At 69.4% G+C, this 24,293-nt stretch carries 19 protein-coding genes; 8 read left to right on the top strand and 11 right to left on the bottom strand.

The window, feature by feature from the left end:
* Positions 1-84: 84 nt before the first annotated feature.
* The 3 genes from A2G96_RS31775 to A2G96_RS31765 form a co-directional block, all read right to left on the bottom strand.
* Complete coding sequence (locus A2G96_RS31775; protein WP_062804068.1) at positions 85-1,125, bottom strand: LLM class flavin-dependent oxidoreductase; 1,041 nt, start codon at positions 1,123-1,125, stop codon at positions 85-87.
* 141 nt (positions 1,126-1,266) lie between these two features.
* Positions 1,267-4,065, bottom strand: a complete 2,799-nt coding sequence (locus tag A2G96_RS31770) for a hypothetical protein (RefSeq protein ID WP_062804067.1) — start codon at positions 4,063-4,065, stop codon at positions 1,267-1,269.
* Between the two features lie 76 nt (positions 4,066-4,141).
* Positions 4,142-5,122 (bottom strand): DedA family protein/thiosulfate sulfurtransferase GlpE, encoded by a 981-nt coding sequence (locus A2G96_RS31765; RefSeq protein ID WP_062804066.1) that lies wholly within the window; start codon positions 5,120-5,122, stop codon positions 4,142-4,144.
* A 416-nt stretch (positions 5,123-5,538) separates the two neighbouring features.
* Here A2G96_RS31765 and kdgD point away from each other — a divergent pair, with 416 nt between their 5' ends.
* Both kdgD and A2G96_RS31755 read left to right on the top strand, forming a co-directional pair.
* A complete protein-coding gene (gene kdgD, locus A2G96_RS31760; RefSeq protein WP_062804065.1) occupies positions 5,539-6,453 on the top strand; it encodes a 5-dehydro-4-deoxyglucarate dehydratase in 915 nt (304 codons plus the stop codon).
* Between the two features lie 112 nt (positions 6,454-6,565).
* The gene (locus A2G96_RS31755; RefSeq protein WP_062804064.1) at positions 6,566-8,092 is read left to right on the top strand and encodes an aldehyde dehydrogenase (NADP(+)); all 1,527 of its coding nucleotides are present in this window, start codon (positions 6,566-6,568) and stop codon (positions 8,090-8,092) included.
* Positions 8,093-8,299: 207 nt separating this feature from the next.
* Here the strand turns inward: A2G96_RS31755 and A2G96_RS31750 are convergent, their stop codons facing one another.
* The 3 genes from A2G96_RS31750 to gudD all read right to left on the bottom strand — a co-directional run bounded on the left by A2G96_RS31750 (position 8,300) and on the right by gudD (position 11,856).
* Positions 8,300-9,295, bottom strand: a complete 996-nt coding sequence (locus A2G96_RS31750) for a Bug family tripartite tricarboxylate transporter substrate binding protein (RefSeq protein WP_062804063.1) — start codon at positions 9,293-9,295, stop codon at positions 8,300-8,302.
* Positions 9,296-9,393: 98 nt separating this feature from the next.
* The gene (locus A2G96_RS31745) at positions 9,394-10,416 is read right to left on the bottom strand and encodes a Bug family tripartite tricarboxylate transporter substrate binding protein (RefSeq protein WP_062804062.1); all 1,023 of its coding nucleotides are present in this window, start codon (positions 10,414-10,416) and stop codon (positions 9,394-9,396) included.
* Positions 10,417-10,500: 84 nt separating this feature from the next.
* Complete coding sequence (gene gudD / locus A2G96_RS31740; protein WP_062804061.1) at positions 10,501-11,856, bottom strand: glucarate dehydratase; 1,356 nt, start codon at positions 11,854-11,856, stop codon at positions 10,501-10,503.
* Between the two features lie 176 nt (positions 11,857-12,032).
* Here gudD and A2G96_RS31735 point away from each other — a divergent pair, with 176 nt between their 5' ends.
* Positions 12,033-12,800 (top strand): FadR/GntR family transcriptional regulator, encoded by a 768-nt coding sequence (locus A2G96_RS31735; protein ID WP_062804060.1) that lies wholly within the window; start codon positions 12,033-12,035, stop codon positions 12,798-12,800.
* 76 nt (positions 12,801-12,876) lie between these two features.
* Here the strand turns inward: A2G96_RS31735 and A2G96_RS31730 are convergent, their stop codons facing one another.
* Entirely contained in the window at positions 12,877-13,506 is a 630-nt protein-coding gene (locus A2G96_RS31730) for a response regulator transcription factor (protein WP_026164172.1), read from the bottom strand.
* Between the two features lie 306 nt (positions 13,507-13,812).
* On the opposite strand from A2G96_RS31730, the gene fusA reads away from it, so the two are divergent.
* The 3 genes from fusA (at position 13,813) to A2G96_RS31715 (ending at position 18,169) form a co-directional block, all read left to right on the top strand.
* Positions 13,813-15,921, top strand: a complete 2,109-nt coding sequence (fusA, locus tag A2G96_RS31725) for an elongation factor G (protein ID WP_062804059.1) — start codon at positions 13,813-13,815, stop codon at positions 15,919-15,921.
* 507 nt (positions 15,922-16,428) lie between these two features.
* The gene (locus tag A2G96_RS31720; RefSeq protein WP_062804058.1) at positions 16,429-17,550 is read left to right on the top strand and encodes a porin; all 1,122 of its coding nucleotides are present in this window, start codon (positions 16,429-16,431) and stop codon (positions 17,548-17,550) included.
* Positions 17,551-17,743: 193 nt separating this feature from the next.
* Entirely contained in the window at positions 17,744-18,169 is a 426-nt protein-coding gene (locus tag A2G96_RS31715) for a PRC-barrel domain-containing protein (protein ID WP_062804057.1), read from the top strand.
* A gap of 134 nt (positions 18,170-18,303) precedes the next feature.
* Here A2G96_RS31715 and A2G96_RS31710 read toward each other — a convergent pair whose 3' ends face one another.
* Genes A2G96_RS31710 through A2G96_RS31700 form a run of 3 tightly spaced genes read right to left on the bottom strand, consistent with a single transcriptional unit; the run spans position 18,304 to position 20,593 of the window.
* A complete protein-coding gene (locus tag A2G96_RS31710) occupies positions 18,304-18,648 on the bottom strand; it encodes a DUF3325 domain-containing protein (protein WP_062804056.1) in 345 nt (114 codons plus the stop codon).
* On the bottom strand, positions 18,645-20,300 hold the full coding sequence (locus A2G96_RS31705) for a PepSY-associated TM helix domain-containing protein (protein ID WP_062804055.1): 1,656 nt from the start codon (positions 20,298-20,300) through the stop codon (positions 18,645-18,647). Before A2G96_RS31705 ends, A2G96_RS31710 begins: the two co-directional genes overlap by 4 nt.
* Positions 20,300-20,593 carry a DUF3649 domain-containing protein gene (locus A2G96_RS31700; protein WP_062804054.1) on the bottom strand — a complete coding sequence of 98 codons (294 nt, stop codon included), beginning with the start codon at positions 20,591-20,593 and terminating at the stop codon, positions 20,300-20,302. Before A2G96_RS31700 ends, A2G96_RS31705 begins: the two co-directional genes overlap by 1 nt.
* A gap of 338 nt (positions 20,594-20,931) precedes the next feature.
* Between A2G96_RS31700 and A2G96_RS31695 the strand changes: the two genes are divergently transcribed.
* Complete coding sequence (locus A2G96_RS31695; RefSeq protein WP_062804053.1) at positions 20,932-21,630, top strand: hydrolase; 699 nt, start codon at positions 20,932-20,934, stop codon at positions 21,628-21,630.
* 182 nt (positions 21,631-21,812) lie between these two features.
* Here the strand turns inward: A2G96_RS31695 and A2G96_RS31690 are convergent, their stop codons facing one another.
* Positions 21,813-22,730: a LysR family transcriptional regulator gene (locus tag A2G96_RS31690; protein WP_062804052.1), complete on the bottom strand. Its 918-nt coding sequence runs from the start codon at positions 22,728-22,730 to the stop codon at positions 21,813-21,815.
* Between the two features lie 235 nt (positions 22,731-22,965).
* Here A2G96_RS31690 and A2G96_RS31685 point away from each other — a divergent pair, with 235 nt between their 5' ends.
* Positions 22,966-24,252 carry an MFS transporter gene (locus tag A2G96_RS31685; RefSeq protein ID WP_062804051.1) on the top strand — a complete coding sequence of 429 codons (1,287 nt, stop codon included), beginning with the start codon at positions 22,966-22,968 and terminating at the stop codon, positions 24,250-24,252.
* Positions 24,253-24,293: the final 41 nt, after the last annotated feature.

Raw genomic sequence — 24,293 nt, 5'->3', positions numbered from 1 at the left:
GCTGTGCAAACCAGAACCGGCAGGAAATGAAAGACAGCGGCCGGCGCACGCCGCAAGTGCGGCGCGCGTCATACCGCAAACGACTCAGAGCGCGTCGTTGGCCTTGAGGTTGCGCGCGGCAGCGGCGGCGATCTCGAACGATCGCAGCCGCGCCTGGTGGTCGAAGATCTGGCCGGTAATCATCAGCTCGTCGGGACGCAGGTCATCGACAAAGCGCTGCATGCCGGCACGCACGGCCTCCGGGTCGCCCACCACCGAACAGGCCAGCGAGCGCCGGATATGGTCGGCCTCGCTCTCGTTCCACAGCGCTTCGATATCGTCGACCGGCGGGCGCAGCTGCCCCGGCGTGCCGCGCACCAGCGCCAGGAACTGCTGCTGCAGCGAGCTGAACAGCCGGCGCGCCTGGTCGCCGGTATCGGCCGCGAACACATTGAGGCCGAGCATCACGTAGGGCCGGTCGAGCGTTTCCGACGGGCGGAAGGTGCGCCGGTACAGGTCCAGCGCCTGGCGCATGAAACCCGGCGCAAAGTGCGACGCGAAGGCGAACGGCAGCCCCATCGCCGCGGCCAGCTGCGCGCTGAACAGGCTCGAGCCCAGCAGCCAGATCGGCACCTTCAGCCCGGCCCCGGGCACCGCGCGCAGGCGCTGGCCCGGGCGCACGTCGTCGAAGTAGGCCTGCAGCTCTTCCACGTCCTGCGGGAAGGTGTCGGCGCTGTCGCTGGCAAGATGGCGGCGCAGCGCGCGCGCGGTGGCCTGGTCGGTGCCGGGCGCGCGGCCCAGGCCCAGGTCGATGCGGCCCGGATAGAGCGAGGCCAGCGTGCCGAACTGCTCGGCGATCACCAGCGGCGAATGGTTGGGCAGCATCACGCCGCCCGAGCCCACGCGGATACTGTGCGTGCCGTTGGCGACATAGCCGATCAGCACCGCGGTGGCGGCGCTGGCGATGCCGGGCATGTTGTGGTGCTCGGCCAGCCAGTAGCGGTGGTAGCCCAGCTGCTCGGCATGGCGCGCCAGGTCGAGCGAGTTGCGCATGGCCTGGCCGGCATCGCTGCCTTGCGGGATGGGAGCGAGGTCGAGCACCGAATAGGCGATGCCGTTGCCGGCGGGGAGAGAGTCGCGGTTCATGTCGTGGTCGGGCGGGCGGCGCACGCCACACGGGCGTCGCCCGCTGCAATGCGGATGGTTCGCTATGTTAGTGAGGCTGAGCGGATCGTGCTGGCGGCGGCATTGCGGCCCTGCGGGCGGCGTGGGTATCGGCGCTTGCCCTCACCCTTCGGCCCGATGCGCCAGCAGTGCCTTGCCCACTTCACCGCCCAGCACGCGCTTGCCGATCGCGTGTCCCAGCGCCCGATAGCTTTCCCATTGCGCCTCGTCGAAGAACTGGTCGCCGGTGCCTTCCTGCGGGAAGGCCGGGTGCGTGGCGCCATAGTGCCGCACGTCGGCCGGCGCCCATGACACCAGCCGCGGCTTGATCAGCACGATGCGGCAGACGCGCGCGCGCGGCGCCGCGCAGGCCGGGTCGGTGCGGAACACGTCGAGCAGCACCGCGCATTTGTCGGCGGCGGCGGCGCTGGCCGGCTGACCCGGCGCGAAATCGTCCGGCACGCCGAAGACGCGGCTCAGCACCGGATGCGTGGTGGCGGCCTCGGTATCGACGACGATCTCCAGGCCATGGTCGATGCGCGCGAGCCGGATCAGGTTGGCCAGGTCGCCGAAGCGATAGTCGGGATCGGCGCCGCAGTCGCACAGCACGATCAGCGCGACGTCCCGGCCCGGACGCAGCAGCTCGTAGACACCGGTGTTGTCGAAATGGCCGCCGTCGGACAGGTACTGCCAGCCGCGCCGCGTGCCATGGAAGCGCGCGCTCAGTTCGCATCCCAGGTAATACTGCGTGCGGAAGATGCCGGCGGCCAGCCACGGATGCGTGGCGCGTTCGGGATGGCGCCAGCGCTCGCCCTCGCGCCCGCCGCGGCGCGCGTAGCGGGCCGGGAACGACGGCCACCACGTGCCCAGCCGCAGGTTGGCCAGGCCAAGCAGCAGCGATGTGCCGAGCGTGGTGGCACGGCCCAGCCCGGTGGACACCGCCGCGCCCGAGATCGCGATCCAGTCGCCCACCGTCAGCGCTTGCGCCAGCTTGCCCGACGACGGCCATGACGCATCCGGGCAGCACTGCCAGCCATCGACGGTGAAGCGCGCATAGGCGTCCGGCGCGATCGCGCTGGCCGCGCCCGGCTGCGGCAGGCCGGCACCGGGTGCCAGGCACAGCGGCTTGCCCTTGCGGTCGCGCTGGACCAGCTGCTCGGCCGGATCGACGGTCAGGTTCAGCGTCACGTTGATCAGGTGCAGCGGCGCCAGCACGTGCGGATCGTAGTAGGCGTTGAGGCCGAGCTGGTCGCCGGGCACGGGCTCGGCCACGCTGAAGCGCGCGCGCCGGCGCCGGTCCGCCGCCGGATCGGGATCGGGCGCGGCAAAGCGCTCGCCGTTGGATGCGCCCAGATAGGCGCGCGTCAGGCGCGCCGCGTAGAAGGGTTGCAGCGTGGACAGGTTCAGGAAGCCGGTGAAGCGGCCGGCGACCAGCGCCAGCACCAGCGCCACCACCGTCAGCGTGGCCAGCGCCGGCCCCGTGTAGGCCGTGCCATACACCAGCCAGTCGACCGGCTCGCGGCCATTCCAGCGCACCCACAGCACCAGCCACGACCACAACACGTACAGCAGCAGCGCCAGCACCGCCGCGGCCGCCCCGGCCAGCAGCGAGACCGGCAGGCGTGCCCACAGTGCGCGCCAGGCGGTGCCGGCGCTGCCCTTGCGGCCTTCGTCGAGCCAGCGCGCGCCGTAGCGCACCAGCCAGACCAGCACGCCCAGCGCGCTCGCGGGCAGCGCCACGCCCCACGGATGGCCGGCAGCCTGGGCATACAGGTAGGTGGTGCGCGCGACGGTATCGGCGACGCCCAATGCCGCCAGCCACAGCGTCAGCGTGACCGCCGTGCGCAGCGCACGGGTGGCGCGCACGCGATAGCCGGAGACCGTGCGCGGCTCGCCCTGCAGCATCACCAGGCAGGTCAGTACGCCAAGCCAGGTCAGCACGCCCAGCGCGGCAAACAGCTGCGCCGGCAGCGGCTGCGCACCGATCCGCTCCGACCCGTACGCGGCGGCGAGTAACAGCAGTCCCAACAGCGTGGCGACCATTGGCGCCGGGCTGAAGAAGCGGCCCGGCGCCTGCGGCTCGCTGGCGCGCGGATAGACCAGCCAGTACGCCAACCCGGGCGGCACCGCGCCGAGCACCACCGTGACCAGCGGCAGCCACAACAACGGGCTCCACCAGATCGCGCATTCGCCCTGGTTGAAGGCCTGCCGCGCATCGTGCAGCAGGTCCATCTCATAGCGTCCGAAGCCGTACCAGACGCCCGCCGCGCCGTGCAGCAGCAGCGCCAGCAGCGACAGCAACACCAGCAGCGCGCTGCCGATCACGTAGTGCATCGCCAGCCAGTTGCGCGCCACCAGCGCGGCGGCATAGAGGTTGTCGCCCGCGCCCGTGGGCGACAGGTAGCGGCCGTTCTCGCGCAGCCACGCGACCGCCCCGCGGCCGGGATCGGCGGCATAGGAGACCGAGGTGTGGATGCGGCCCGGCGGCTCGCATTGCAGCGTGTGGTAGGCGTCGGCAGCGGCCTGGACCGGGCCGGTGCCGCGGCGCAGGCGCCCCGGCACGAACAGGCTGACGAAGAAGGCGCCAAGGTAGCCGCCGCCGCTGACGGTCGACAGGTAATCGAACTGGGCCAGCAGCGAAGCCAGCCCGGGCACGGTCTGCGCCGCGGCGGCGGTGCTCGCCGCAGGCGTCTGGGGCGCGTCAGCGGGCGGCGTCGCTGCGGTCGTGTCTGCCGGCATGTCGGTGCCGGCCATCGCCTGCATCACGCCCAGGCAGAAGGTGGCGCTGCGGATGCCCCCGCCGGACAACGCCAGCGCCCAGTTGCGCTGGCCCTCATGCGTGCGCAGCGCGATGCCGAGCAGGCGGCGGCGGTGCGCGATGCGGGCCGCTTCGTCGCCGAAACCGTGGTCTTCCGCAGCCATGGGCGCCTCCCCGTAGCAGTCGGCCTGCGCCAAGTATAGGCAACGGCGCGTGGTCGAAAACGCTGCGCCCCGCGCCTCAGCGTGCCGTCGCCTGCCCCGGTCCGGGATGGGCGGCGGCGGGCGGCACGGTGGCGCCGTGCCGTCGCTTCCATTCGTCGAAGCCCCCGGCCAGCGCCCAGGTCCTGGCATAGCCGGCCACGCGCAGGCGTTCGGCCAGCAGCGCCGCCGACATCTCGTTCGGGCAGGCGCAATAGACCACGATGTCGGCCTCGGCGGGCGCCACGCCCAGCGCGTCGAGGCTGTCGAGCGCGCCCTGCATGTCGAGCACCATCGAGCCGGGAATGCGCTCCATCGGCACGTCGCCATGGGCACGCACGTCGATCACGACCGGCAGCGCGCCGGCCAGCCGGCGCGATTCCAGCTCATCCACGCTCATGCGCGGCACGCGTTTGGTGATGCGCAGCAGGCGGAAGCGGCGCCACGAGCGCCACGCCAGGAACACCAGGAACGCCCCCACCACCGCCACCAGCGCCATATGGCCGTAGGTGCTGAAGCCCTCCAGGATCGCATCGATAAAGTCGCTGAACACCACGCCGATCAGCAGGCCGCTGCCGGCCCACACCAGCGCACCGATCGCGTCATAGAACAGGAATACCGGCAGCGGCGTGCCGGTCATGCCGGCCATCGCGGTCGACAGCGCGCCGGCCCCCGGCAGCAGCTTGGCGACCACCAGCGAGCGCGGCCCCACGCGCAGGTACAGCGACTGGGTCTGGCGGATGCAGGAATCGGGTGAGATCGATACCTTGCAGATGGTGCGCAGCATCGGCTGGCCCAGCCGGCGCCCGGCGAAGTACCAGCCGGTATCGGCAATCAGGCACGCGACGATGACCGCCGCCAGCACCGCGCCGATCGACGGCCCGGTCTCCTGCACGCCCAGCGCGCCGGCGACGAACAGCATCGGATAAGCCGGCACCGGCAGGCCGGCCTGCTCGACCAGTACGTTCAGGAACACCAGCATCAGCCCGTGGTTTTCCAGCAAGGCCTGTAACTCTCCCACCGCCCTCTCCCCTTTTGGCTCAGGACGCCAGTGTGCCAGCCGGCAGTTCGCCGTGGCGCGGAAGCTTTGCATGGTCGATTCAAATTGACTGAGTGGTTCACGCGCCATGTGACTTACGTTGTCAGACAACAACTGCTACTTCATGACTGTCGTTCCCGCGCAGGCGGGAACCCAGTGTTTTTAAAGACGCTGGATTCCGCCTGCGCGGGAATGACGGTAGGTTTTGGTGCCTGATCTGAACGGCGTTGTCGCCCATCGAGGTCCTTGTACCGCTCCCGGTTAACCCGCGGTACGTCCCCCGCCTATTGCCTTCGCCTTTCTGTTGTCGTACGATGACTGATAACTCGACTGACCTGCCAAGCCGCAGTCAGCCGCCTCTGCCACCCCGGGCCCTCGGCCCGCCCTGGACTGCCGCAATGCTCGCACCCAACGAACTCAAGCAAATCGTCTCCGAAGGCCTGCTGTCCTTCCCCATCACCGACTTCGACGCCCAGGGCGACTTCGCGCCGAAGTCCTACGCCGCGCGCCTCGAGTGGCTGGCGCCCTACGGCGCCACCGCGCTGTTCGCTGCCGGCGGCACCGGCGAATTCTTCTCGCTGACGCCGCAGGACTACTCGGCCGTGGTCGACACCGCCGTGCGCACCTGCGCCGGCAAGGTGCCGATCCTGGCCGGCGCCGGCGGCCCGACCCGCACCGCCATCGCCTATGCGCAGGAAGCCCAGCGCCTGGGCGCCGCCGGCGTGCTGCTGCTGCCGCACTACCTGACCGAAGCCAGCCAGGACGGCATTGCCGCCCACGTGGAAGAAGTCTGCAAGGCGGTCGACATCGGCGTGATCGTTTACAACCGCGCCAATTCGAAGCTCAACGCCGACCAGTTGGCCCGCCTGGCCGCGCGCTGCACCAACCTGATCGGCTTCAAGGATGGCGTGGGCGATATCGAGGCGATGGTCAGCATCCGCCGCAAGCTGGGCGACCGCTTCTCCTACCTGGGCGGCCTGCCCACCGCCGAGGTCTATGCCGCGGCCTACAAGGCGCTGGGCGTGCCGGTGTATTCGTCGGCGGTGTTCAACTTCATCCCGAAGACGGCGATGGATTTCTACCGCGCCATCGCCGCGGACGACCACGACACCGTGGGCCGGCTGATCGACGACTTCTTCCTGCCCTACCTGGCCATCCGCAACCGCAAGGCCGGCTATGCGGTCAGCATCGTCAAGGCGGGCGCGCGCCTGGTGGGCCGCGACGGCGGTCCCGTGCGCGCGCCGCTGACCGACCTGACCGGCGAGGAAATGGAGATGCTGGGCGCGCTGATCAACCAGCTCGGCCCGCAGTAACGCGGCACGCAGGCGGCCAGCGCGCCGTCCCCGCATTGCATTCCGACAGCCGGCCGCGGGGCGCATGCCCTCCGGCCGGCTTCCCGTTCCAAACGCTGACAAGGATCCTTCCATGCAAATCACCGGCGACATGCTGATCGGCGCGCAAGCCGTGCGCGGCACCGAAGCGACACTGCAGGCGATCAACCCCGCCACCGGCGCGGCGATCGGCCCCGACTTCCACGGCGGCGGCGAGGCCGAAGTCGAGCGCGCCTGCGCGCTGGCCGAGGCCGCCTTCGACACCTACCGCAACACCACGCCCGAACAGCGCGCGGCCTTCCTCGAGGCCATCGCGGCGGGCATCGAGGCGCTCGGCGACACGCTGGTCGAGCGCACGCACCTGGAAAGCGCTCTTCCGATCGCGCGCCTGCAGGGCGAACGCGGCCGCACCGCCGGCCAGCTGCGCCTGTTCGCCACCGTGCTGCGCGAGGGCCGCTGGCAGCAAGCCACCTTTGACCCCGCGCTGCCCGAGCGCACCCCGCCGCGCCCGGACCTGCGCATGCAGCGCATCGCCATCGGCCCGGTTGCCGTGTTCGGCGCCAGTAACTTCCCGCTGGCCTTCTCCGTGGCCGGCGGCGACACCGCCGCGGCGCTGGCGGCGGGCTGCCCGGTGGTGGTCAAGGCGCACCCGGCGCACCTGGGCACCTCCGAGCTGGTCGGGCGCGTAATCCAGCAGGCGGTGCGCGACGCCGGCCTGCCCGAAGGCGTGTTCTCGCTGCTGGTGGGCGCGGGCAATGCCATCGGCACCGCGCTGGTGTCGCATCCGGCGATCCAGGCGGTCGGCTTCACCGGCTCGCGCGCCGGCGGCATGGCGCTGATGCGCGCCGCCAACGCGCGCCCGCAACCGATCCCGGTGTACGCCGAGATGAGCAGCATCAACCCGGTGTTCCTGCTGCCCGCGGCGCTCGACGCGCGCGGCGAGGAGATCGGCCGCCAGCTGGTCGAGTCCCTGGTGCTCGGGGTCGGCCAGTTCTGCACCAACCCCGGGCTGGTGATCGGCATCGAAGGCCCCGCCCTAGACAAGTTCCGCGCGGCGGCGCTGGGCGCGCTGCAAGGCAAGCCGGCGGCCACGATGCTGACCCCCGGCATCCATGCTGCATATCAGCAGGGCGTGGCCCAGCTGGTATCGCTCGACGGACTGCAACGCATCGGCAATGGCGCCGACGCCGGCGGCGCAAACCAGGCCCGGCCCGAGATGTTCGAAACCACCGCCGCGCAGTTCCTGGCGGACCACCGCATGCAGGCCGAGGTGTTCGGCCCGTCGACGCTGCTGGTGGTGTGCCGCGACATGGAAGAGATGCTGACCGTGGCGCGCCAGCTCGAAGGCCAGCTGACCGCGACGATGCAACTCGACGACGCCGACCTCTCGGCCGCGCAGCGTCTGCTGCCAGTGCTGGAACGCAAGGCCGGGCGCGTGCTGTGCAACGGCTATCCCACCGGCGTCGAGGTGGCGTACGCGATGGTGCATGGCGGACCGTTCCCGGCGACGTCGGATGTGCGGACGACTTCGGTGGGCGCTACGGCGATCGACCGGTTCCTGCGGCCGGTTTGCTATCAGAACCTGCCGCAGGCTTTGTTGCCGGCGGCGCTGCGGAAGTAACGAGAGGTGTTCAGATATGCCCCGCTGGTGCGGGGCTTTTTGTTTTTGGAAGGGGCGCAATCCTGCGGTCACGCAAAACACCGCAAGCATTTCCAGTCCCGACTGGGTACTCCCTCTCCCGCGGGAGAGGGGAGCAAACCATCGCCGCCAGCACAAACAAAAAACGGCCCGCATTCCCATGCGAGCCGTCCTTCCAACACCTACGCATCAAGCCTCCAGCTTGATCCCCGCCTGCTTCACCACCCCGGCCCAGCGCGTTTGCTCGGCGACGAAGAACTTGCCGGTTTCCCCCGGCGTCATCGTCACCACTTCGGCGCCCTGCGCCACCAGCTGGGCGCGCAGGTCCGGCGCGCGGATGATGCGGATCAGCTCGCCGCTGATCCGTGCCACCATCGCGTCGGGCATGCTGGCCGGGGCCATCACGCCCTGCCAGGTGCCCGACTCGAAGTTCGGCACGCCCTGCTCGGCGATGGTCGGCACGTTCTGCAGCAGCGGCATGCGCGTGCGCTTGGATTGCGCGATCAGCTTGAGCTTGCCCGACTGCACATGCGGCAGCGTGGCCAGCATGCCGTTCATCAGCACCTGGGCGCTGCCGCCGACGGTATCGGCAATCGCCTGCGAGCCGCCCTTGTACGGCACGTATTGCCACTTGGCACCGGTGGCCTGTTCCACCGCCACGCCGGCGAGGTGCGGCGCGCTACCGATGGCGGTCACGGCGAAATTGAGCTGGCTGCGCTGCGACAGCGCCACCAGTTCCTTCACGCTGGTCACCTGCACCGACGGATGCACCACCAGCAGGTGCGGCGAATACGCCAGCATCGATACCGGCTTCAGGTCCCTGGCGATATTGAACGTCAGCTTGGTGTAGACCGACGGGCTGATCGCCAGCGCGCCGATATCGCACAGCAGCAGCGTGTGGTTGTCGGTGGCCTGCGCGACCAGCGCCGCGCCGACGTTGCCGTTGGCACCGGGGCGGTTGTCGACCACGACCGACTGGCCCAGCGCCTCGCCCAGCTGCTTGCTGATCAGCCGCGCGATGATGTCGGACGAGCCGCCGGCGGTGTACGGCACCACCAGGCGGATCGGGCGGTTGGGCCAGTCCGCGGCGTGCGCGGATGGGGATAGGCCCGCCAGCGGTCCGGCGGCGAGGCCGGCGGCCAGCGCGGAGGATTGCTTGAGGAAGTTGCGGCGTCCGTAGGTCATGCTGAGGTCTCCTGTCGAGGGCGCACGCCGGCGCGGCACGATGCACGTGCGGGGCCGGCGCGGTCGGTGCGTTGGTATTGGGTGTTATGCGGCGGCGATCAGTCCAGCGAGATCTTGCCCTTCTCGATCACGGTCTTCCAGCGCTGCAGCTCCTGCGCCTCGAACTGGTTGAACTGCTCGGGGGTGTTGGCCACCACCTCGAAGCCGCTCTCGGACAGCTTCTGGCGCATCTTGGGGTCGTTCAGCGACGACACCAGCGCGCCGTGCAGGCGGCTCTTGATCTCGGGCGGCAGGCCGCGCGGCGCTGCCACGCCCTGCCAGGAGTAGACTTCGACATCCTTGATGCCGGCCTCGGCCATGGTCGGCACGTTGGGCAGCACCGGCGAGCGCTTGTCGGAAGTCACCGCCATCGCCTTGAGCTTGCCGGCACGGATGTGCTGCAGCACCGCGTTGACGTTCTGGAACGACACGTCTACCTGTCCGGCCAGCAGGTCCGAGATGGCCGGGCCGCCGCCCTTGTACGGCACATGCAGGCCGTCGGTGGCGCTCTTCTGCCAGAACAGCGCCGCGGTCAGGTGGTCGGACGAGCCCGCGCCGGACGAGGCGAAGCTGACCTTGCCCGGGTTCTTCTTCATGTAGGCCACCAGTTCCGCCAGCGTGTTGGCCGGGAACTGCGGGTTGGCCACCAGCACGTTGGGCGCGCGCACCGCAACGGTCAACAGGTCGAAGTCCTTGGCCGGGTCATAGGCCAGGTTCTTCTGCAAGAACGGATTGACCGCATAGACGCCGATCGACGCCACCATCATGGTGTAGCCGTCGGCCGGCGCGCGCTTGACGTAGGTCGCGCCGATGGCGCCGGTCGCGCCGGGGCGGTTGTCGATCACGAACGGCTGGCCCAGCTTCTCGTTGAGCGGCACCGTCAGCATGCGCGCGATGGCGTCGCTGGAGCCGCCCGGCGGGAACGGCACCACCACCGATACCGGACGTTGCGGCCAGTCCTGCGCCGCGGCGCCGGCCGGGCTGATGAAGGTCAGCGCCGCGACCGCGGCGACCGATCCGAGCGCGAAGGCACGCAGCCAGTGAGGCAGGCGCGTCGCGCCCTGGCGTTGGAAGGTGTACATCGTTGTCTCCTGCAGTGTTTTGATGAGAATGGCTGGCCGCCCCGATGGTCCGCTACGGCCGTTGGCGTCGTCGCCGGTGGCGCGTCAGCGCACCATGCACGGCGCCTTGTTGTTGAATTTCCAGCCGGGAATCAGGAACTGCATCGCCGCGGCATCGTCGCGCGCCCCCAGACCCTTGCGCTGGTACAGCTCGTGCGCGCGCGCCAGCGCGTCCAGGTCGAGCTCGACGCCCAGCCCCGGGGTCCTGGGCACCTGCACCAGCCCGCCTTCGATCTTCAGCGGGTTGCGGGTCAGGTGTTCGCCGTCCTGCCAGATCCAGTGGGTGTCGATCGCGGTGACGCGTCCCGGCGCGGCCGCTGCCACGTGCGTGAACATCGCCAGCGAGATATCGAAGTGGTTGTTCGAGTGCGAGCCCCAGGTCAGGCCCCATTCGGCACACATCTGGGCGACCCGCACCGAGCCCTGCATGGTCCAGAAATGCGGGTCGGCCAGCGGGATGTCGACCGACTGCAGCCGCACCGCATGCCCCATCTGGCGCCAGTCGGTGGCGATCATGTTGGTGGCCGTGGGCAGGCCGGTCGCGGTGCGGAACTCGGCCATGATCTCGCGGCCCGAGTAGCCGTCTTCGGCGCCGCACGGGTCTTCGGCATAGGCCAGCACGCCGCGCTTGTCGCGGCACAGGCGCACGGCGTCCGCCAGCGACCAGGCACCGTTGGGATCGAGCGTGATGCGCGCCCTGGGGAAGCGCTCGGCCAGCGCCACGATCGCTTCCATTTCTTCATCGCCGCGCAGCACGCCGCCCTTGAGCTTGAAGTCATTGAAGCCGTAGCGCTCATACGCCGCTTCGGCCAGGCGCACCACGGCCTCGGGCGTCATCGCCGCTTCATTGCGCAAGCGGAACCACGCGTTGTCCGCGTCGGGCTCGGTGCGGTAATCCAGCGTGGTGCGCTGGCGCTCGCCGATATAGAACAGGTAGCCCAGCATCTCCACCGCGTCGCGCTGCTGGCCTTCGCCCAGCAGCGCGGCCACCGGCACCTCCAGGTGCTGGCCGAGCAGGTCGAGCAGCGCCGCCTCCAGCGCCGTAACGGCGTGGATGGTGATGCGCAGGTCGAAGGTCTGCAGGCCGCGGCCGCCGGCGTCGCGGCCGGCAAAGGCCGCGCGCACGCGGTTGAGCACGGCCTGGTACTGGCCGATGGGCTGGCCCACCAGCAGCGGGCGCGCGTCTTCCAGCGTCTGGCGGATGCCTTCGCCGCCCGGCACTTCGCCGACGCCGGTATGGCCGGCGCTGTCGCGCACGATCACGATATTGCGCGTGAAGTACGGGCCATGGGCGCCGGACAGGTTCATCAGCATGCTGTCATGCCCGGCGACGGGCACCACGGTCAGTTCGGTCACGACCGGGGTATGGGTGGACGCCATCGGGGCGGCGGTAGGGGTCATCTCGGGACTGTCTCCGGCATGGCCGCGGGCGTACGATCCTTCACCCCGGCCTTTGTGTTGCGTATGTTATCTGTCATCGTATGACTGATAACCCAGTATAATTAGGCAATCTCGGGCCGGTCAAGTCCGGGAAAGCCCGCCCGTATCCCCGTATCTTCGTACCGTACGTAGCTGCCATGCCGAACGCCGAGCCCCTCGCTCCGACCCCGAGTTCCGCCCCCGCCCCGTTGCGCCGCCGCGGCCGCACGCTTGCCGAAGAAGTCGTACAAGCCCTTGGCGAAGAGATCCGCCAGGGCCAGCTCAAGCCCGGCGACAAGCTGCCCACCGAATCCGAGATCATGGCCACCATGGGCGTGAGCCGCACCGTGGTGCGCGAAGCGCTGTCGCGGTTGCAGGCCAGCGGCCTGGTGGAGACGCGCCACGGCATCGGCACCTTCGTGCTGGAACGCGCGCCCGAGGCGCCGTCGCCGTTCCGGATCGGGCCGGACGCGCTGGGTACTGCGATGGACGTGATGGCGATGCTGGAATTCCGCGTCAGCGTGGAAGCGGAAGCCGCCGGCCTGGCGGCCGCGCGCCGCACCGACGCGCAACTGGTGGCGATGCGCCAGGCGCTGGACGAGCTCAAGCACGGCGCGGGCGCGGGCAATGACGCCGTGGAAAGCGACTTCGCCTTTCACCTGGCCATCGCACGCGCCACCGGCAACCGCTATTTCACCGACATCATGGCCCACCTGGGCACCATGGTGATCCCGCGCAGCCGGCTGCAGGTCAACACCCCCGAGCGCGTGCAGTACCTGGAGCGGGTTAGCATCGAGCACGAGAACATCTACGACGCGATCGAGCGCCGCGACCCCGACGCTGCCAAGGCCGCCATGCGCATGCACCTGACCAACAGCCGCGAGCGGCTGCGCAAGGCGTCCGGCTCGGCCGGCCCGCAAGGCTGAAGCGGGACGCGCATGCGGCAGGCATGCGCCGACAAGTCATACGATGTCTAATGAATAGTGACGCCCGCGCCCGCCGCTAGGGCGTCAGCCGGCAGCGGCGCGCGAAGTCGACCAGTTCTACCAGCGACGACACCTGCAGCTTGTTCATGATGCGGGCCTTGTAGCTGCTGACGGTCTTGTTGCTGATAAAGAGGCTCTCGCTGATAGCCTTGTACGACATGCCGCGCGCCAGCATCTGCAGCACCACCAGTTCCTTGTCGGACAGCCGCCGCAGCATCTCGTCGTCGGCCGACATCGACTGGCGCGGCGCGCCGCCGCGGCCCAGCACCGGGAACACGGTATAGCCGGCCAGCACCGCCTCGACCGCGCGCAGGATCTCCTTGATGTCCTGGGTCTTGCTGACAAAGCCCTGCGCGCCCGCCTGCCATGAACGGCTGACGAACACGGCCGGGTCCAGCGCCGTCACCACCAGGATGCGCACCTGCGGATGGATCGCACGCAGGCGCGGCGCCACGTCGAGCCCGCTCGAGCGCGGGATGTCGAGGTCCAGCAGCACCAGGTCCGGCATCCGTGCGCGCACCATCTCGATGGCGCATTGCCCGTTGTCCGCCTCGATCACCTCGTCGACGCCAAGCAGTTGCGACAGATGGTGCCGCAGCACCAGCCGCATCGCCGGATGGTCGTCAACGATCAGGATGGTTGTCATGCGCGGGGTCCAGGTTCTAGGCAGGCATCGGCGGAGGCAACATCCCGATGCTGGAACGGGCTGGCAGGAACGGCGCATGCCGGTGCGCGATGCCACGCCAGTATAGGGAGCCGAAGGCGCGTACAGGATGGGAGGAATCCGCTTCAGTTGCAGCGAAAATCCTAGGCCGGCCTCAGACGCGCGGGACCGTCCGCGGGCCGCCGCGAAGCGCGTGTCCCTGCGCGCGACAGGGACAACGGGAAGCGGCAACGGGGAGCGGCCAGTGGTGCTACTCTATTCGGGCGTGTTTCATCCATGGAGAACACTGTGCCCCGCAAGACCCCCATCGAGCGCTACCGCAATATCGGCATCAGCGCGCATATCGACGCCGGCAAGACCACGACGACCGAGCGCATCCTGTTCTACACGGGCGTCAATCACAAGCTGGGCGAAGTGCACGATGGCGCGGCCACCATGGACTGGATGGAGCAGGAGCAGGAGCGCGGCATCACCATCACCTCGGCCGCCACCACCGCCTTCTGGAAAGGCATGGCCGGCAACTACCCCGAGCACCGCATCAACATCATCGATACGCCGGGACACGTCGACTTCACCATCGAAGTCGAGCGCTCCATGCGCGTGCTGGACGGCGCCTGCATGGTTTACGACGCCGTCGGCGGCGTGCAGCCGCAATCCGAAACCGTCTGGCGCCAGGCCAACAAGTACGCAGTGCCGCGCATCGCGTTCGTCAACAAGATGGACCGCGTCGGCGCCGACTTCTTCCGCGTGCAGGCGCAGATCGCCGAGCGCCTGCGCGGCCGCGCCGTGCCGATCCAGATTCCGCTGGGCGCCGAGGACCACTTCCAGGGCGTGGTCGACCTGGTCAAGATGAAGGCCATCGTCTGGGACGACGCCAGCCAGGGCGTGCGCTTCGAATACCAGGACATCCCCGCAGACCTGCTCGCCACCGCGCAGGAATGGCGCGACAAGATGGTCGAGGCCGCCGCCGAGGCCGACGAGGCGCTGCTCAACCAGTACCTGTCGGGCGAGCCGCTGAGCGAGGACCAGATCAAGCAGGGCCTGCGCAAGCGCACCATCGCCAACGAGATCGTGCCGATGCTGTGCGGCAGCGCCTTCAAGAACAAGGGCGTGCAGAGCATGCTGGACGCGGTGATCGACTACCTGCCGTCGCCCGCCGACGTGCCGGCCATCCTCGGCCACACCGAGGACGACCGCGAGGCCGAGCGCCACCCCAGCGACGACGAGCCGTTCGCCGCGCTGGCGTTCAAGATCATGACCGATCCCTTTGTCGGCCAGCTGATCTTCTTCCGCGTGTACTCCGGCGTGGTCAACTCCGGCGACAGCGTCTACAACCCGCTCAAGGGCAAGCGCGAGCGCCTGGGCCGCATCCTGCAGATGCACGCCAACGTGCGCCAGGAGATCAAGGAGGTGCGCGCCGGCGACATCGCCGCGGCGGTGGGCCTGAAGGAGGCCACCACCGGCGACACGCTGTGCGACCCCGACAAGGTCATCATCCTGGAGCGCATGAGCTTCCCGGAACCGGTGATCTCGCAGGCGGTGGAGCCGAAAACCAAGGCCGACCAGGAGAAGATGGGGATCGCGCTGAACCGGCTGGCGCAGGAAGACCCGTCGTTCCGCGTGACCACGGACGAGGAATCGGGACAGACCATCATCTCGGGCATGGGCGAGCTGCACCTGGAAATCCTGGTCGACCGCATGCGGCGTGAATTCGGCGTCGAGGCCTCGGTCGGCAAGCCGCAGGTGGCGTACCGCGAGACCATCCGCCTGCCGGCGCGCGACGTCGAGGGCAAGTTCATCAAGCAGTCTGGCGGGCGCGGACAGTACGGCCACGTGGTGCTGAACCTGGAGCCGATGCCGCACGGCGGCGGCTATGAGTTCGTCGACGCGATCAAGGGCGGCGTGGTGCCACGCGAGTTCATCCCCGCGGTCGACAAGGGCATCCGCGAGACCATGCAGTCGGGCGTGCTGGCCGGCTACCCGGTGGTCGACATCAAGGCCACGCTGGTGTTCGGCTCTTACCACGACGTGGACTCGAACGAAAACGCATTCCGCATGGCCGGCTCGATGGCGTTCAAGGAAGGCATGCGCCGCGCCCGGCCGACGCTGCTCGAGCCGATGATGGCGGTCGAGGTGGAAACGCCCGAGGAATTCACCGGCAACGTGATGGGCGACCTGTCGTCGCGCCGCGGCATGGTGCACGGCATGGAAGACATCGCCGGCGGCGGTGGCAAGATCGTGCGCGCCGAGGTGCCGCTGGCGACCATGTTCGGCTACTCCACCACGCTGCGCTCGCTGACGCAGGGGCGCGCGACCTTCACCATGGAGTTCAAGCACTACGCCGAAGCGCCGGCCAATGTGGCGGAAGCGGTGATCTCGGCGAAGCGGGTGGGCTGAGGCGGTCCGCCCCGGGCCCTCTCCCCGACCGTCTCCCCGACCCCCTCCCTGCCGGAGAGGGAGCACACCAGCGGCCTGTTGCAGGCCCGCAAGCAGCGCTGGACAAAGCACTTTTCGAGGGCGCTGACCCAATACAGGTAAACTAGCGCCCTGTTCGCCGCGCCGGGGTCGACCCGGCATGCGCCTTCCGAGCCCGATCGGCCCTTGCCGAAAAACGCTTGCCGAAGCGGGCGCCGGCGAACCCGATCAATGGCCTTCGGGCCGCTCCCGTGGCGCCGGCAACCGGCGCTGCCCAAGGCTTGCCCGGCAATACTGCCGGCATTCGCCGCCCCTCCAGGCATCGTCGCCCGCTTCGACCCTCGCCCGGGCCGCGCGCATCCGTTGCGCAGGGCCCGATGACGACCCGCGTGCCCCCGCGCGGGACTGGAACCCGCAGGCCATCGGCCTGACGGATCCGCTGCGGCGCGCCACCGCGCCGACCGGATCCGGCCCTCCGGAGGACCCTCCATGAAGAAGACAGCCAGCCACTGGCTGCCGGCGGCCGGGCTGTTGCCCGTCGCTGCCCTTACCACCGCCCTCGCCGCGGGGCGCGCCCATGCGGAGCCGGGCGTCACCGTCTACGGCATCGTCAGCACGGCGGTGCGCTATACCTCGAACCTCGATGGCCATCATCGCGACCAGGCGGCGCTGGTCTCCGGCGGCATGGTCGGCAGCCGCTTCGGCCTGAAGGGCGACGAAGACCTGGGCGGCGGCCAGCACGCCATCTTCCAGCTCGAGGCCGGCATCGGCAGCGACGACGGCCGCGCCAGCTACCAGGCGCTGTTCGGGCGCCAGGCCTATGCCGGCCTGTCCGGCGACTGGGGCAGCCTGACCTTTGGCCGCCAGTACAACGCGCTGAACAATATCGGCTGGGCCTTCAATCCGCTGGACCAGGGCTGGGGCAACTTCTGGTCCGATCCGCTCTACCTGGGCGGCGACATCTTTTTCCAGGACTACCGCATCGACCACAGCGTGGTCTACAAGAAGACCACCGGCCCGCTGACGCTGCAACTGGACTACGGCGCCGGCGGGCAAGCCGGCAGCCTGGCGCGCGGCGCCACGCTGGGCGGCGGGCTGATGCTGCAGCAGGGCGCACTGGCGCTGGGCGCGGCCTATGACCAGCGCCGCAGCGTCGACGGCGGCAGCACGGTACGCAACTACGCCGTGGGCGGCTCGTACGCATCCGGCAAGGCCACCTTCTACGCGGGCCACATGGGCCGGCGCGAATCGGCTCGGGACGCGTCTGCGAGCGGCGCGCGCTTCAACATCGCCTTCGCCGGGCTGGGCTACCAGCTCACGCCCGCGCTGCATCTGTCCGGCGCCTATTACCGCTACTGGCAGCGCGGCCACGTGACCACGCAGTTCCTGCAGGTGCCGGTGGCGCTGGGCAGCGGTCATGCCGACAGCATCGCGGTCGTGGCCGACTACGCCTTGTCCCGGCGCACCACCCTGTACCTGGAAGCCGACGTGGTACGCGCGCGCGGCGGCGCGGTCGGCCGCGAGACCGAGTACTGGGCCGGCACGCCCGCCACCGACGTGGCGCGCAGCACGCGCGTGGGCGTGATGCTTGGCATGCGGCACCACTTCTGAAGCAACTGCCGAATGCCCGCGCCGGGCCCGTGCGGATGCGTTGTTTTTGCAAGCCACGCGAAAGAATTACCTTCCGCCAGAGCGCCGGCGGGCGCCGCAGCGCGGCGATCCGCGTGGAAACCGCGCCAGAGCAGCGCAGGCATGGTCATTGCGCGCGCCAAGCATTCCACCGTCTCGCGACAAGGAGCACAGCATGCAAACCCAACCTCCCAGCAGTCAAGGCGCAGCCATCGTCGGTTCCGGCGTGGGCGAAGGCCCGGGCCCGGAAGTGATGGCGGCTTCCAGCCTGGATGGCACCAAGGCGTATTCGTCCGATGGCGAACATGTCGGCAAGATCTCCGAGATCATGCTGGACGTGCCGCACGGCCGCATTGCCTATGCGGTGCTGACCACCGGTGGCTTCCTCGGCATGGGCGACACGCTGCACGCCATCCCGTGGAACGCGCTGGTCATGGATACCGACGAAAAGTGCTTCCGGATCGCCGTGACGGCGGACCGGATCAAGTCCGCGCCGGGCTTCAACAAGGACAGCTGGCCGAGCATGGCCGACCCGCAGTGGGGCAAGTCGCTGCACGAGTACTACGGGCGCGACCCGTACTGGGTCTCTCCGCCGCTGTAAGCCAATTGCGGCACGCTGCGAACCTGGGCCGCGAGTGCGCCAGCGCAGGCGCCTCGCGGCCCGCTTGCATTGCAGGACAAGGCACACGCCGGCATCGCCAGCTGTTGGCTATCGGTTCACGCGCTCACCCCCGCTCAGCCGGCAAGCAGCCACCCCGCGCCGGCCAGCCCGACGAGCGCCACGCCGGGAAGCAGCCGCTGCACCGCGCGCGGCGCGTAGGACAGGCCCAGCGCCACGGCGATGGCACTGGCCGTCAGCGTGCCCACCCACGACACCGTGCCCATCGGCCCGCCCTGCGCTGCGATATGCAGTGCCCACGCCAGTGCCAGCGCCACCGCACCGACCACGCGCAAACGCGCCACCGCACCGCGCGACGGCATGCTGCCGCGACCGTGGATATCGGCATGGTGGCGCTCCAGCGACAGCGCCAGCGCGGCAAACCCGGCCAGCGACAGCGCGAATGCAGCCAGCGCGTTCATGCGGCCTCCTGCGTGCCGGCGGCGATATTGCGCGGTCGCGCCGCCACGCGTGCGGCAGCGGCTTGCCGGCGGCCCGTGATCCAGGCCGCGGCGCCAAGCGCCAGGCCGAGTGCCAGCGACACCAGGTCAAAACCGGCCACCGCTGCAGGACCACGTCCCTGCAGCAGCGTCACGCCCAGGTGCGAGCCGGTGGTCAGCGCATTGAGCAGCGGCAGGGTGCCGAACAACACCGCGCCCGCCCACAGCTGCGCGCACCACATGGCGCGCGTGGGCCGGCACAGCGCCAGCAGCGCGCACGCGGCCCAGGCGATGAAGAACCAGCGGATCTCGGCCTCGGGCCGCTGCGTCATCGCCACCGGCAACAGCCGGTTGGCCCAGAAGTAGCTGGCGAAGGCCACCGGCAGGCCGGCGATGGCGCCGATGTTGAGCGCCTCGACCAGGCGCAGCCCGAACCCCGGCCGCCCCCGCGCCGCGATCGCCTTGGCCTGCTGCTGGCGCGTGCGCACCGCCCACAGGATGGCGCCGGTGGCGACCATGGCGCAGCCGGCCAGCCCGCACAGGAAGAACAGCGCGCGCAGGCCGGGCGGTGCAAAGCTGCCGATATGCAGGCCGGTCATGACGCTGCGCGTCAGTTCGGCGGCGGACTTGTCTTCGGCATACGCGCCCAGCAGCGCGCCGCTGGCCCCCGCGAATTCGAGCGCGAGCGGATCGTGCGACAGCGTAGCGGGCTCGGCGCGGGAGAGGGTCACGGTCGCGTTGGCATCGCCCGGCAGGTTCACCACGATGCGGCGCACCTGCCCGCCCTGCCACGCGCGCCCGGCCTGCGCCATCATGTCGGGCACGCTCGCCAGCGGCGCGGCCGTGCCGGCGGCCTTGGGCGGCAGCGGGCGCAGCCGGGTCTGCGCCTGGAACGCGCGCAGGTCGCCGCCGTATGCCGCCTCGACGCCCCACGGCATGTACATGAACAGCAGCGTCACCAGCCCGGTGTAGGTGATCATCAGGTGGAATGGCAGCGGCAGCACCGCCAGCGCGTTGTGCGCATCGAGCCAGGAACGCTGGCCCTTGCCGCGCCGGAACGTAAAGAAGTCGGCAAAGATGCGGCGATGGGTGATCACGCCGCTGACGATCGCCACCAGCATGAACATGGCGCAGAAGCCGGCGATCCAGCGCGCCCACTTGGCCGGCATGTAGTGCAGGTCGAAGTGCAGCCGGTAGAGGAATTCGCCGCCGCGGGTCTCGCGCGCGGCCTGCAGCGGGGCGCCGGTGGCCGGATCGAGCAGGCGCGTGTCGAAGCGGCGCGGCTTGCCGTCGGCATCGCGCGGCGCCTGCCCCGGCTTGTAGGTCCACAGCACATTGACCGCATCGCGCCGCGCATCCGGCAGCGTGATGATCCAGCGCGAGGCATCGGGCGCCTCGCGCTCCAGATAGCGCAACGCGTTTTGTGCCATCTGCGGGGCCGGAACCTGCACGGCCGGTATCTGCGCGCTATCGGCGGGCGCGGTGCGATGCAGCTCCGGCCGCATCCACAGCGAGATCTCTTCCTTGTAGTAGCTCGCGGTGCCGCCGCAGAACATCAGGAACAACACCCAGCACACCAGCAGGCCGCTCCAGGTGTGGAGCCAAGCCATCGACTGCCTGAATCCCGCGCGCATCACGCCCCCCGCCCGAGCGCCAGCATGGCTGACAGCAGCGCGGCCGGCAGCGCCAGGCCCGCCCACGCGCGCCAGGCGCTGCGCACCGCGAACACCCAGACCGCCGCGCCGGCATAGATGGCGAACGACAGCAGCGTCGCCGTGGTCACGGCATCGTGCCGCGCCATCGGCAGATAGCGCGCCAGCACCGCGGTGGCCAGCGCGGCCAGCGCATAGCCGCCGCCAATAGCCGCCAGCGCCCGCGCGCCTACGCCCGCGCGATAGCGCCACCCGCCCTGCAGCGCCTTGCTCACGCCGGCACCCGCAGCGCCGCGCGCGCGGCGGCATTACCAGCGCGAGCAGCGTGGCTGAGACGACAAGGATGGCAAGCGGGAGCAGGGGCGGCGGGCATGGCGCGATGCGGGCGGGAAACGACCACAAATGATAACAATTCGCATTTCGAACCTCAAGGCAATCCTGGTCGAGCACACATGAGCGCGCCATCCTTTTATCAATTTTTTTGAATAAGATTGACAATGCATGTCGGAAGAAGGGGTCGCGAGGTTCGCTATAGTTCTCCACATGGCAGCGCGACACAATAAACAGCGCCGCTACAGACAATCAACAATTTTGAATCGTTTAGGAGAACACCATGTCGAACGCCAAGCTCGAAGTCCTGACCCCGCGCAACAGCCAGCTGATCATCATCGACCACCAGCCGCAGATGGCCTTCGGGGTGCAGTCGATGGACCGCCAGACCATGAAGAACAATGTGATCGGGCTGGCCAAGGCGGCGCGGGTGTTCGACGTGCCGACCACCATCACCACCGTCGAGAGCGATTCGTTCTCGGGCTACACCTACCCCGAGTTGCTGGATGTGTTTCCGGGCAAGCAGACCCTCGAGCGCACCTCGATGAATTCGTGGGACGACCAGAAGGTGCGCGACGCACTGCAGGCCGCCGGCCGCAGGAAGGTGGTGGTGGCGGGGCTGTGGACCGAAGTCTGCAACACCACCTTTGCGCTGAGCGCGATGCTCGAAGGCGACTACGAGATCTACATGGTCGCCGACGCCTCGGGCGGCACCAGCAAGGAAGCGCACGACTACGCCATGCAGCGCATGATCCAGGCCGGCGTGGTGCCGGTGACGTGGCAGCAGGTCTTGCTGGAGTGGCAGCGCGACTGGAAGAACCGCGACACCTATGACGCCGTCATCGGCATCGCCAAGGAACACTCGGGCGCCTACGGCATGGGCATCGACTACGCCTACACCATGGTGCACAAGGCCGCGCAACGCACCGCCACGACGCACGCATCGATCGCCCCGGTCCACGCACCGGTGACCGAGCGCTGATCCACGCAGCCAGCATCTGACAGGAGACCACACCATGAACCCCAGCCGAAGCCTCGCCCATGGCGCGCTGCTGCTCGGATGCTGGCTGGCCATCGGCACCTCGAGCCTGGCCGCCGCGGCCATCGTCGCGCAGACGCTGGCCTGAGCGGCGCGTGCGCTGCCGGCAAGACGCCGCTGCCCGGCTAGCGCTGGCGCGCGAACATCGACATATGCCGGCCGATATGGTCGAGCAGTTCCAGCGCAGCCGCGGGCAGGGGCCGCCCGGCCTTCACCAGCAGCCGGGCCTGCGTGCCCAGGAACAAGGGATGGTCCAGCGGCACCACCGCCAGCGTGCCCGCCGCGATCTCGCGGTACGCGGCGAATTCGCCGATCAGCGTCATGTACTGGTCGTAGGCGACGAACTGCTTCAGCGCGGTCAATGAGTTGCTGACCAGCGTCGCGCGGATCGAGACGTTCTCGGCGAACTCGACCATGCGCAAGGCATGGCCGACGCCAAACGACGCCGGCATCATGGCGAGCGGATAGGCCTGCAGGTCGGCGACGCTGGCCGCGCCGCCGCGCAGCGCCAGCGGGTGGTCGGGCCTGACCAGCAGCACCACCGGCTGCGACGCGCTCGCGCGGTATTCGATGCGCGGGTGCGGCGGCGGGTTGTAGGCCAGTCCGATATGCGCGCGGCTTTCCGCCACCTCCTCCAGCACGCCATCGACCGCCAGGATGTCCATGCGGATATCGAGGCGCGGATAGCGCGCACAGAACCGTGCCAGCACCTCGTTGACGAGCAGGTCGACGTAGCCCTCGCTCAGGACCAGCCTGACCTCGCCTTGCTGCAAGCCCTGCAGCGCGTGCAGCTGGTCTTCCAGCTGCTCCTGGTGCGAGCGGTAGCCGCGCCAGAATTCCAGCAGGTGCGCCGCCGCCGCGGTGGGCCGCAGCCCGCGTGGCGCGCGCTCGAACAGCAGCGCGCCCAGTTCTTCCTCCAGCAACCGGATCTGCCGCGTGATCACCGAGGGCGAGGTGTTCAGGCTGTCCGCCGCGCCGCGGATGGTGCCGTGCGCCAGCACTTCACGGAAGTATCGCAGCCGCTGCTGATTGATCTCTCGCATGTCGAACGCCTGTTCCGCCGTTTTTCTGCAGCGGTAACGATACCCGAACGCGCCTTGCCCTGCTTGCCACGGGCAGCGTGGGCCACCTGGACCGGTGCGTTGCCCGGAACAGAACGAAGTGTGTCCCGAGTTGCTGTTTGCCAGCCCGCCCGCGGCTGCCACGATTCAGCACACAAGGGACACGACCAAGCCCTACCGAGCCCACCGGGCCGCAACCACACCGGAGACAGCGAGCATGCTAGCCATCCCTACCGCGGGCGCCATGGAAGGCGCTTCCAGCCTCTACAGCCGCATCAACTGGCGCCTGTTGCCCTTCCTGCTGGTCTGCTATCTGTTCGCCTACCTGGACCGGGTCAACGTTGGCTTTGCCAAGCTGCAGATGCAAAGCGACCTGGGCTTTTCCGACGCGGCCTACGGCGTCGGCGCCGGCATCTTCTTCGTGGGCTATGTGCTGTTCGAACTGCCGAGCAACCTGATGCTGCCGCGGGTCGGGGCGCGCAAGACCTTCAGCCGGATCCTGGTGCTGTGGGGGCTGACCTCGGCCTGCATGGTGTTCGTGCGGGACGTGCCGACGTTCTACGCGTTGCGCTTCCTGCTCGGCGTGTTCGAGGCCGGCTTCGCGCCCGGCATGATCTATTACCTGTCGTGCTGGTACGGGCCGCAACGCATGGCCCGGGCCATCGCCATCGTGTTCCTGGCGGGACCGATCGGCGGCATCGTCGGCGGGCCGGTGTCGGCGTGGCTGATGACCGCGCTGGCGGGCCATGGCGGACTGGCGGGTTGGCAATGGATGTTCCTGGTCGAGGGCCTGCCTTGCGTGCTGCTGGGCGTGCTGGCGCTGTCGCTGGTGCCGGACCGCCCGGCGCAGGCGAACTGGCTCAGCGACGCCGAACGGCGCCTGCTGGAAGCCGAACTGGGGCCGGTCGCCGCGCACAAGCATGGCTTCGGCGCCGTGGCCCGCGACCCGCGCGTCTATGTGCTGGCGCTGGCCTACTTCTGCATCATCGCGGCGATCTACGCCATCAGCTTCTGGCTGCCGACCATGATCAAGGCGCAGGGCGTGGACGATACCGTGCGGCTCGGCTGGTACGCGGCCATCCCATACGTGGCGGCCGCGTTCGGCATGTACTACATGGGCCGCAAATCCGACCGCTCGGGCGAGCGGCGCCTGCACTGCGCGCTGCCGGCACTGGCGGCAGCCATGCTGCTGGCAGCCTCGGTGCTGGCGGACGGCAACCTGGTAGCGACGCTGGTGCTGCTGACGCTCGCCACCATGGGTCTGTGGATGGCCTACACCGTGTTCTGGGCCATGCCGGCCGAATACATCCAGGGCCCGGCGGCAGCGGGCGGCATTGCGCTGATCAACACCATCGGCCTGTCGGGCGGCTTCTGGGGACCGGCCACCATCGGCTGGACCAAGACCGCGACCGGCAACCTCCATCTCGGCATGCTGATGATGGCCGCGCTGCCGCTGCTGGCGGCCGTCATCATCCTGTGCAACAAGCTGCCCGCGCGCCGCTGATGCGGCATCGCGCCGCCGTGACCCCGACCATCACCCACCAA

Source organism: Cupriavidus nantongensis (genome assembly GCF_001598055.1).
In the GTDB taxonomy this organism is placed as follows: Bacteria; Pseudomonadota; Gammaproteobacteria; order Burkholderiales; family Burkholderiaceae; genus Cupriavidus; species Cupriavidus nantongensis.
Note: the sequence above shows the minus strand (reverse complement) of the source record. Positions and strands in the feature narration are given on the sequence as shown.

Excerpts from the sequence above, each read along its gene's own strand:
- A2G96_RS31775 (WP_062804068.1), bottom strand. The coding sequence starts at position 1,125 with ATGAACCGCGACTCTCTCCCCGCCGGCAACGGCATCGCCTATTCGGTG.
- A2G96_RS31770 (WP_062804067.1), bottom strand. The coding sequence starts at position 4,065 with ATGGCTGCGGAAGACCACGGTTTCGGCGACGAAGCGGCCCGCATCGCG.
- kdgD (WP_062804065.1), top strand. The coding sequence starts at position 5,539 with ATGCTCGCACCCAACGAACTCAAGCAAATCGTCTCCGAAGGCCTGCTG.
- A2G96_RS31755 (WP_062804064.1), top strand. The coding sequence starts at position 6,566 with ATGCAAATCACCGGCGACATGCTGATCGGCGCGCAAGCCGTGCGCGGC.
- A2G96_RS31750 (WP_062804063.1), bottom strand. The coding sequence starts at position 9,295 with ATGACCTACGGACGCCGCAACTTCCTCAAGCAATCCTCCGCGCTGGCC.
- A2G96_RS31745 (WP_062804062.1), bottom strand. The coding sequence starts at position 10,416 with ATGTACACCTTCCAACGCCAGGGCGCGACGCGCCTGCCTCACTGGCTG.
- gudD (WP_062804061.1), bottom strand. The coding sequence starts at position 11,856 with ATGACCCCTACCGCCGCCCCGATGGCGTCCACCCATACCCCGGTCGTG.
- A2G96_RS31735 (WP_062804060.1), top strand. The coding sequence starts at position 12,033 with ATGCCGAACGCCGAGCCCCTCGCTCCGACCCCGAGTTCCGCCCCCGCC.
- A2G96_RS31730 (WP_026164172.1), bottom strand. The coding sequence starts at position 13,506 with ATGACAACCATCCTGATCGTTGACGACCATCCGGCGATGCGGCTGGTG.
- A2G96_RS31720 (WP_062804058.1), top strand. The coding sequence starts at position 16,429 with ATGAAGAAGACAGCCAGCCACTGGCTGCCGGCGGCCGGGCTGTTGCCC.
- A2G96_RS31715 (WP_062804057.1), top strand. The coding sequence starts at position 17,744 with ATGCAAACCCAACCTCCCAGCAGTCAAGGCGCAGCCATCGTCGGTTCC.
- A2G96_RS31710 (WP_062804056.1), bottom strand. The coding sequence starts at position 18,648 with ATGAACGCGCTGGCTGCATTCGCGCTGTCGCTGGCCGGGTTTGCCGCG.
- A2G96_RS31705 (WP_062804055.1), bottom strand. The coding sequence starts at position 20,300 with ATGCGCGCGGGATTCAGGCAGTCGATGGCTTGGCTCCACACCTGGAGC.
- A2G96_RS31695 (WP_062804053.1), top strand. The coding sequence starts at position 20,932 with ATGTCGAACGCCAAGCTCGAAGTCCTGACCCCGCGCAACAGCCAGCTG.
- A2G96_RS31690 (WP_062804052.1), bottom strand. The coding sequence starts at position 22,730 with ATGCGAGAGATCAATCAGCAGCGGCTGCGATACTTCCGTGAAGTGCTG.
- A2G96_RS31685 (WP_062804051.1), top strand. The coding sequence starts at position 22,966 with ATGCTAGCCATCCCTACCGCGGGCGCCATGGAAGGCGCTTCCAGCCTC.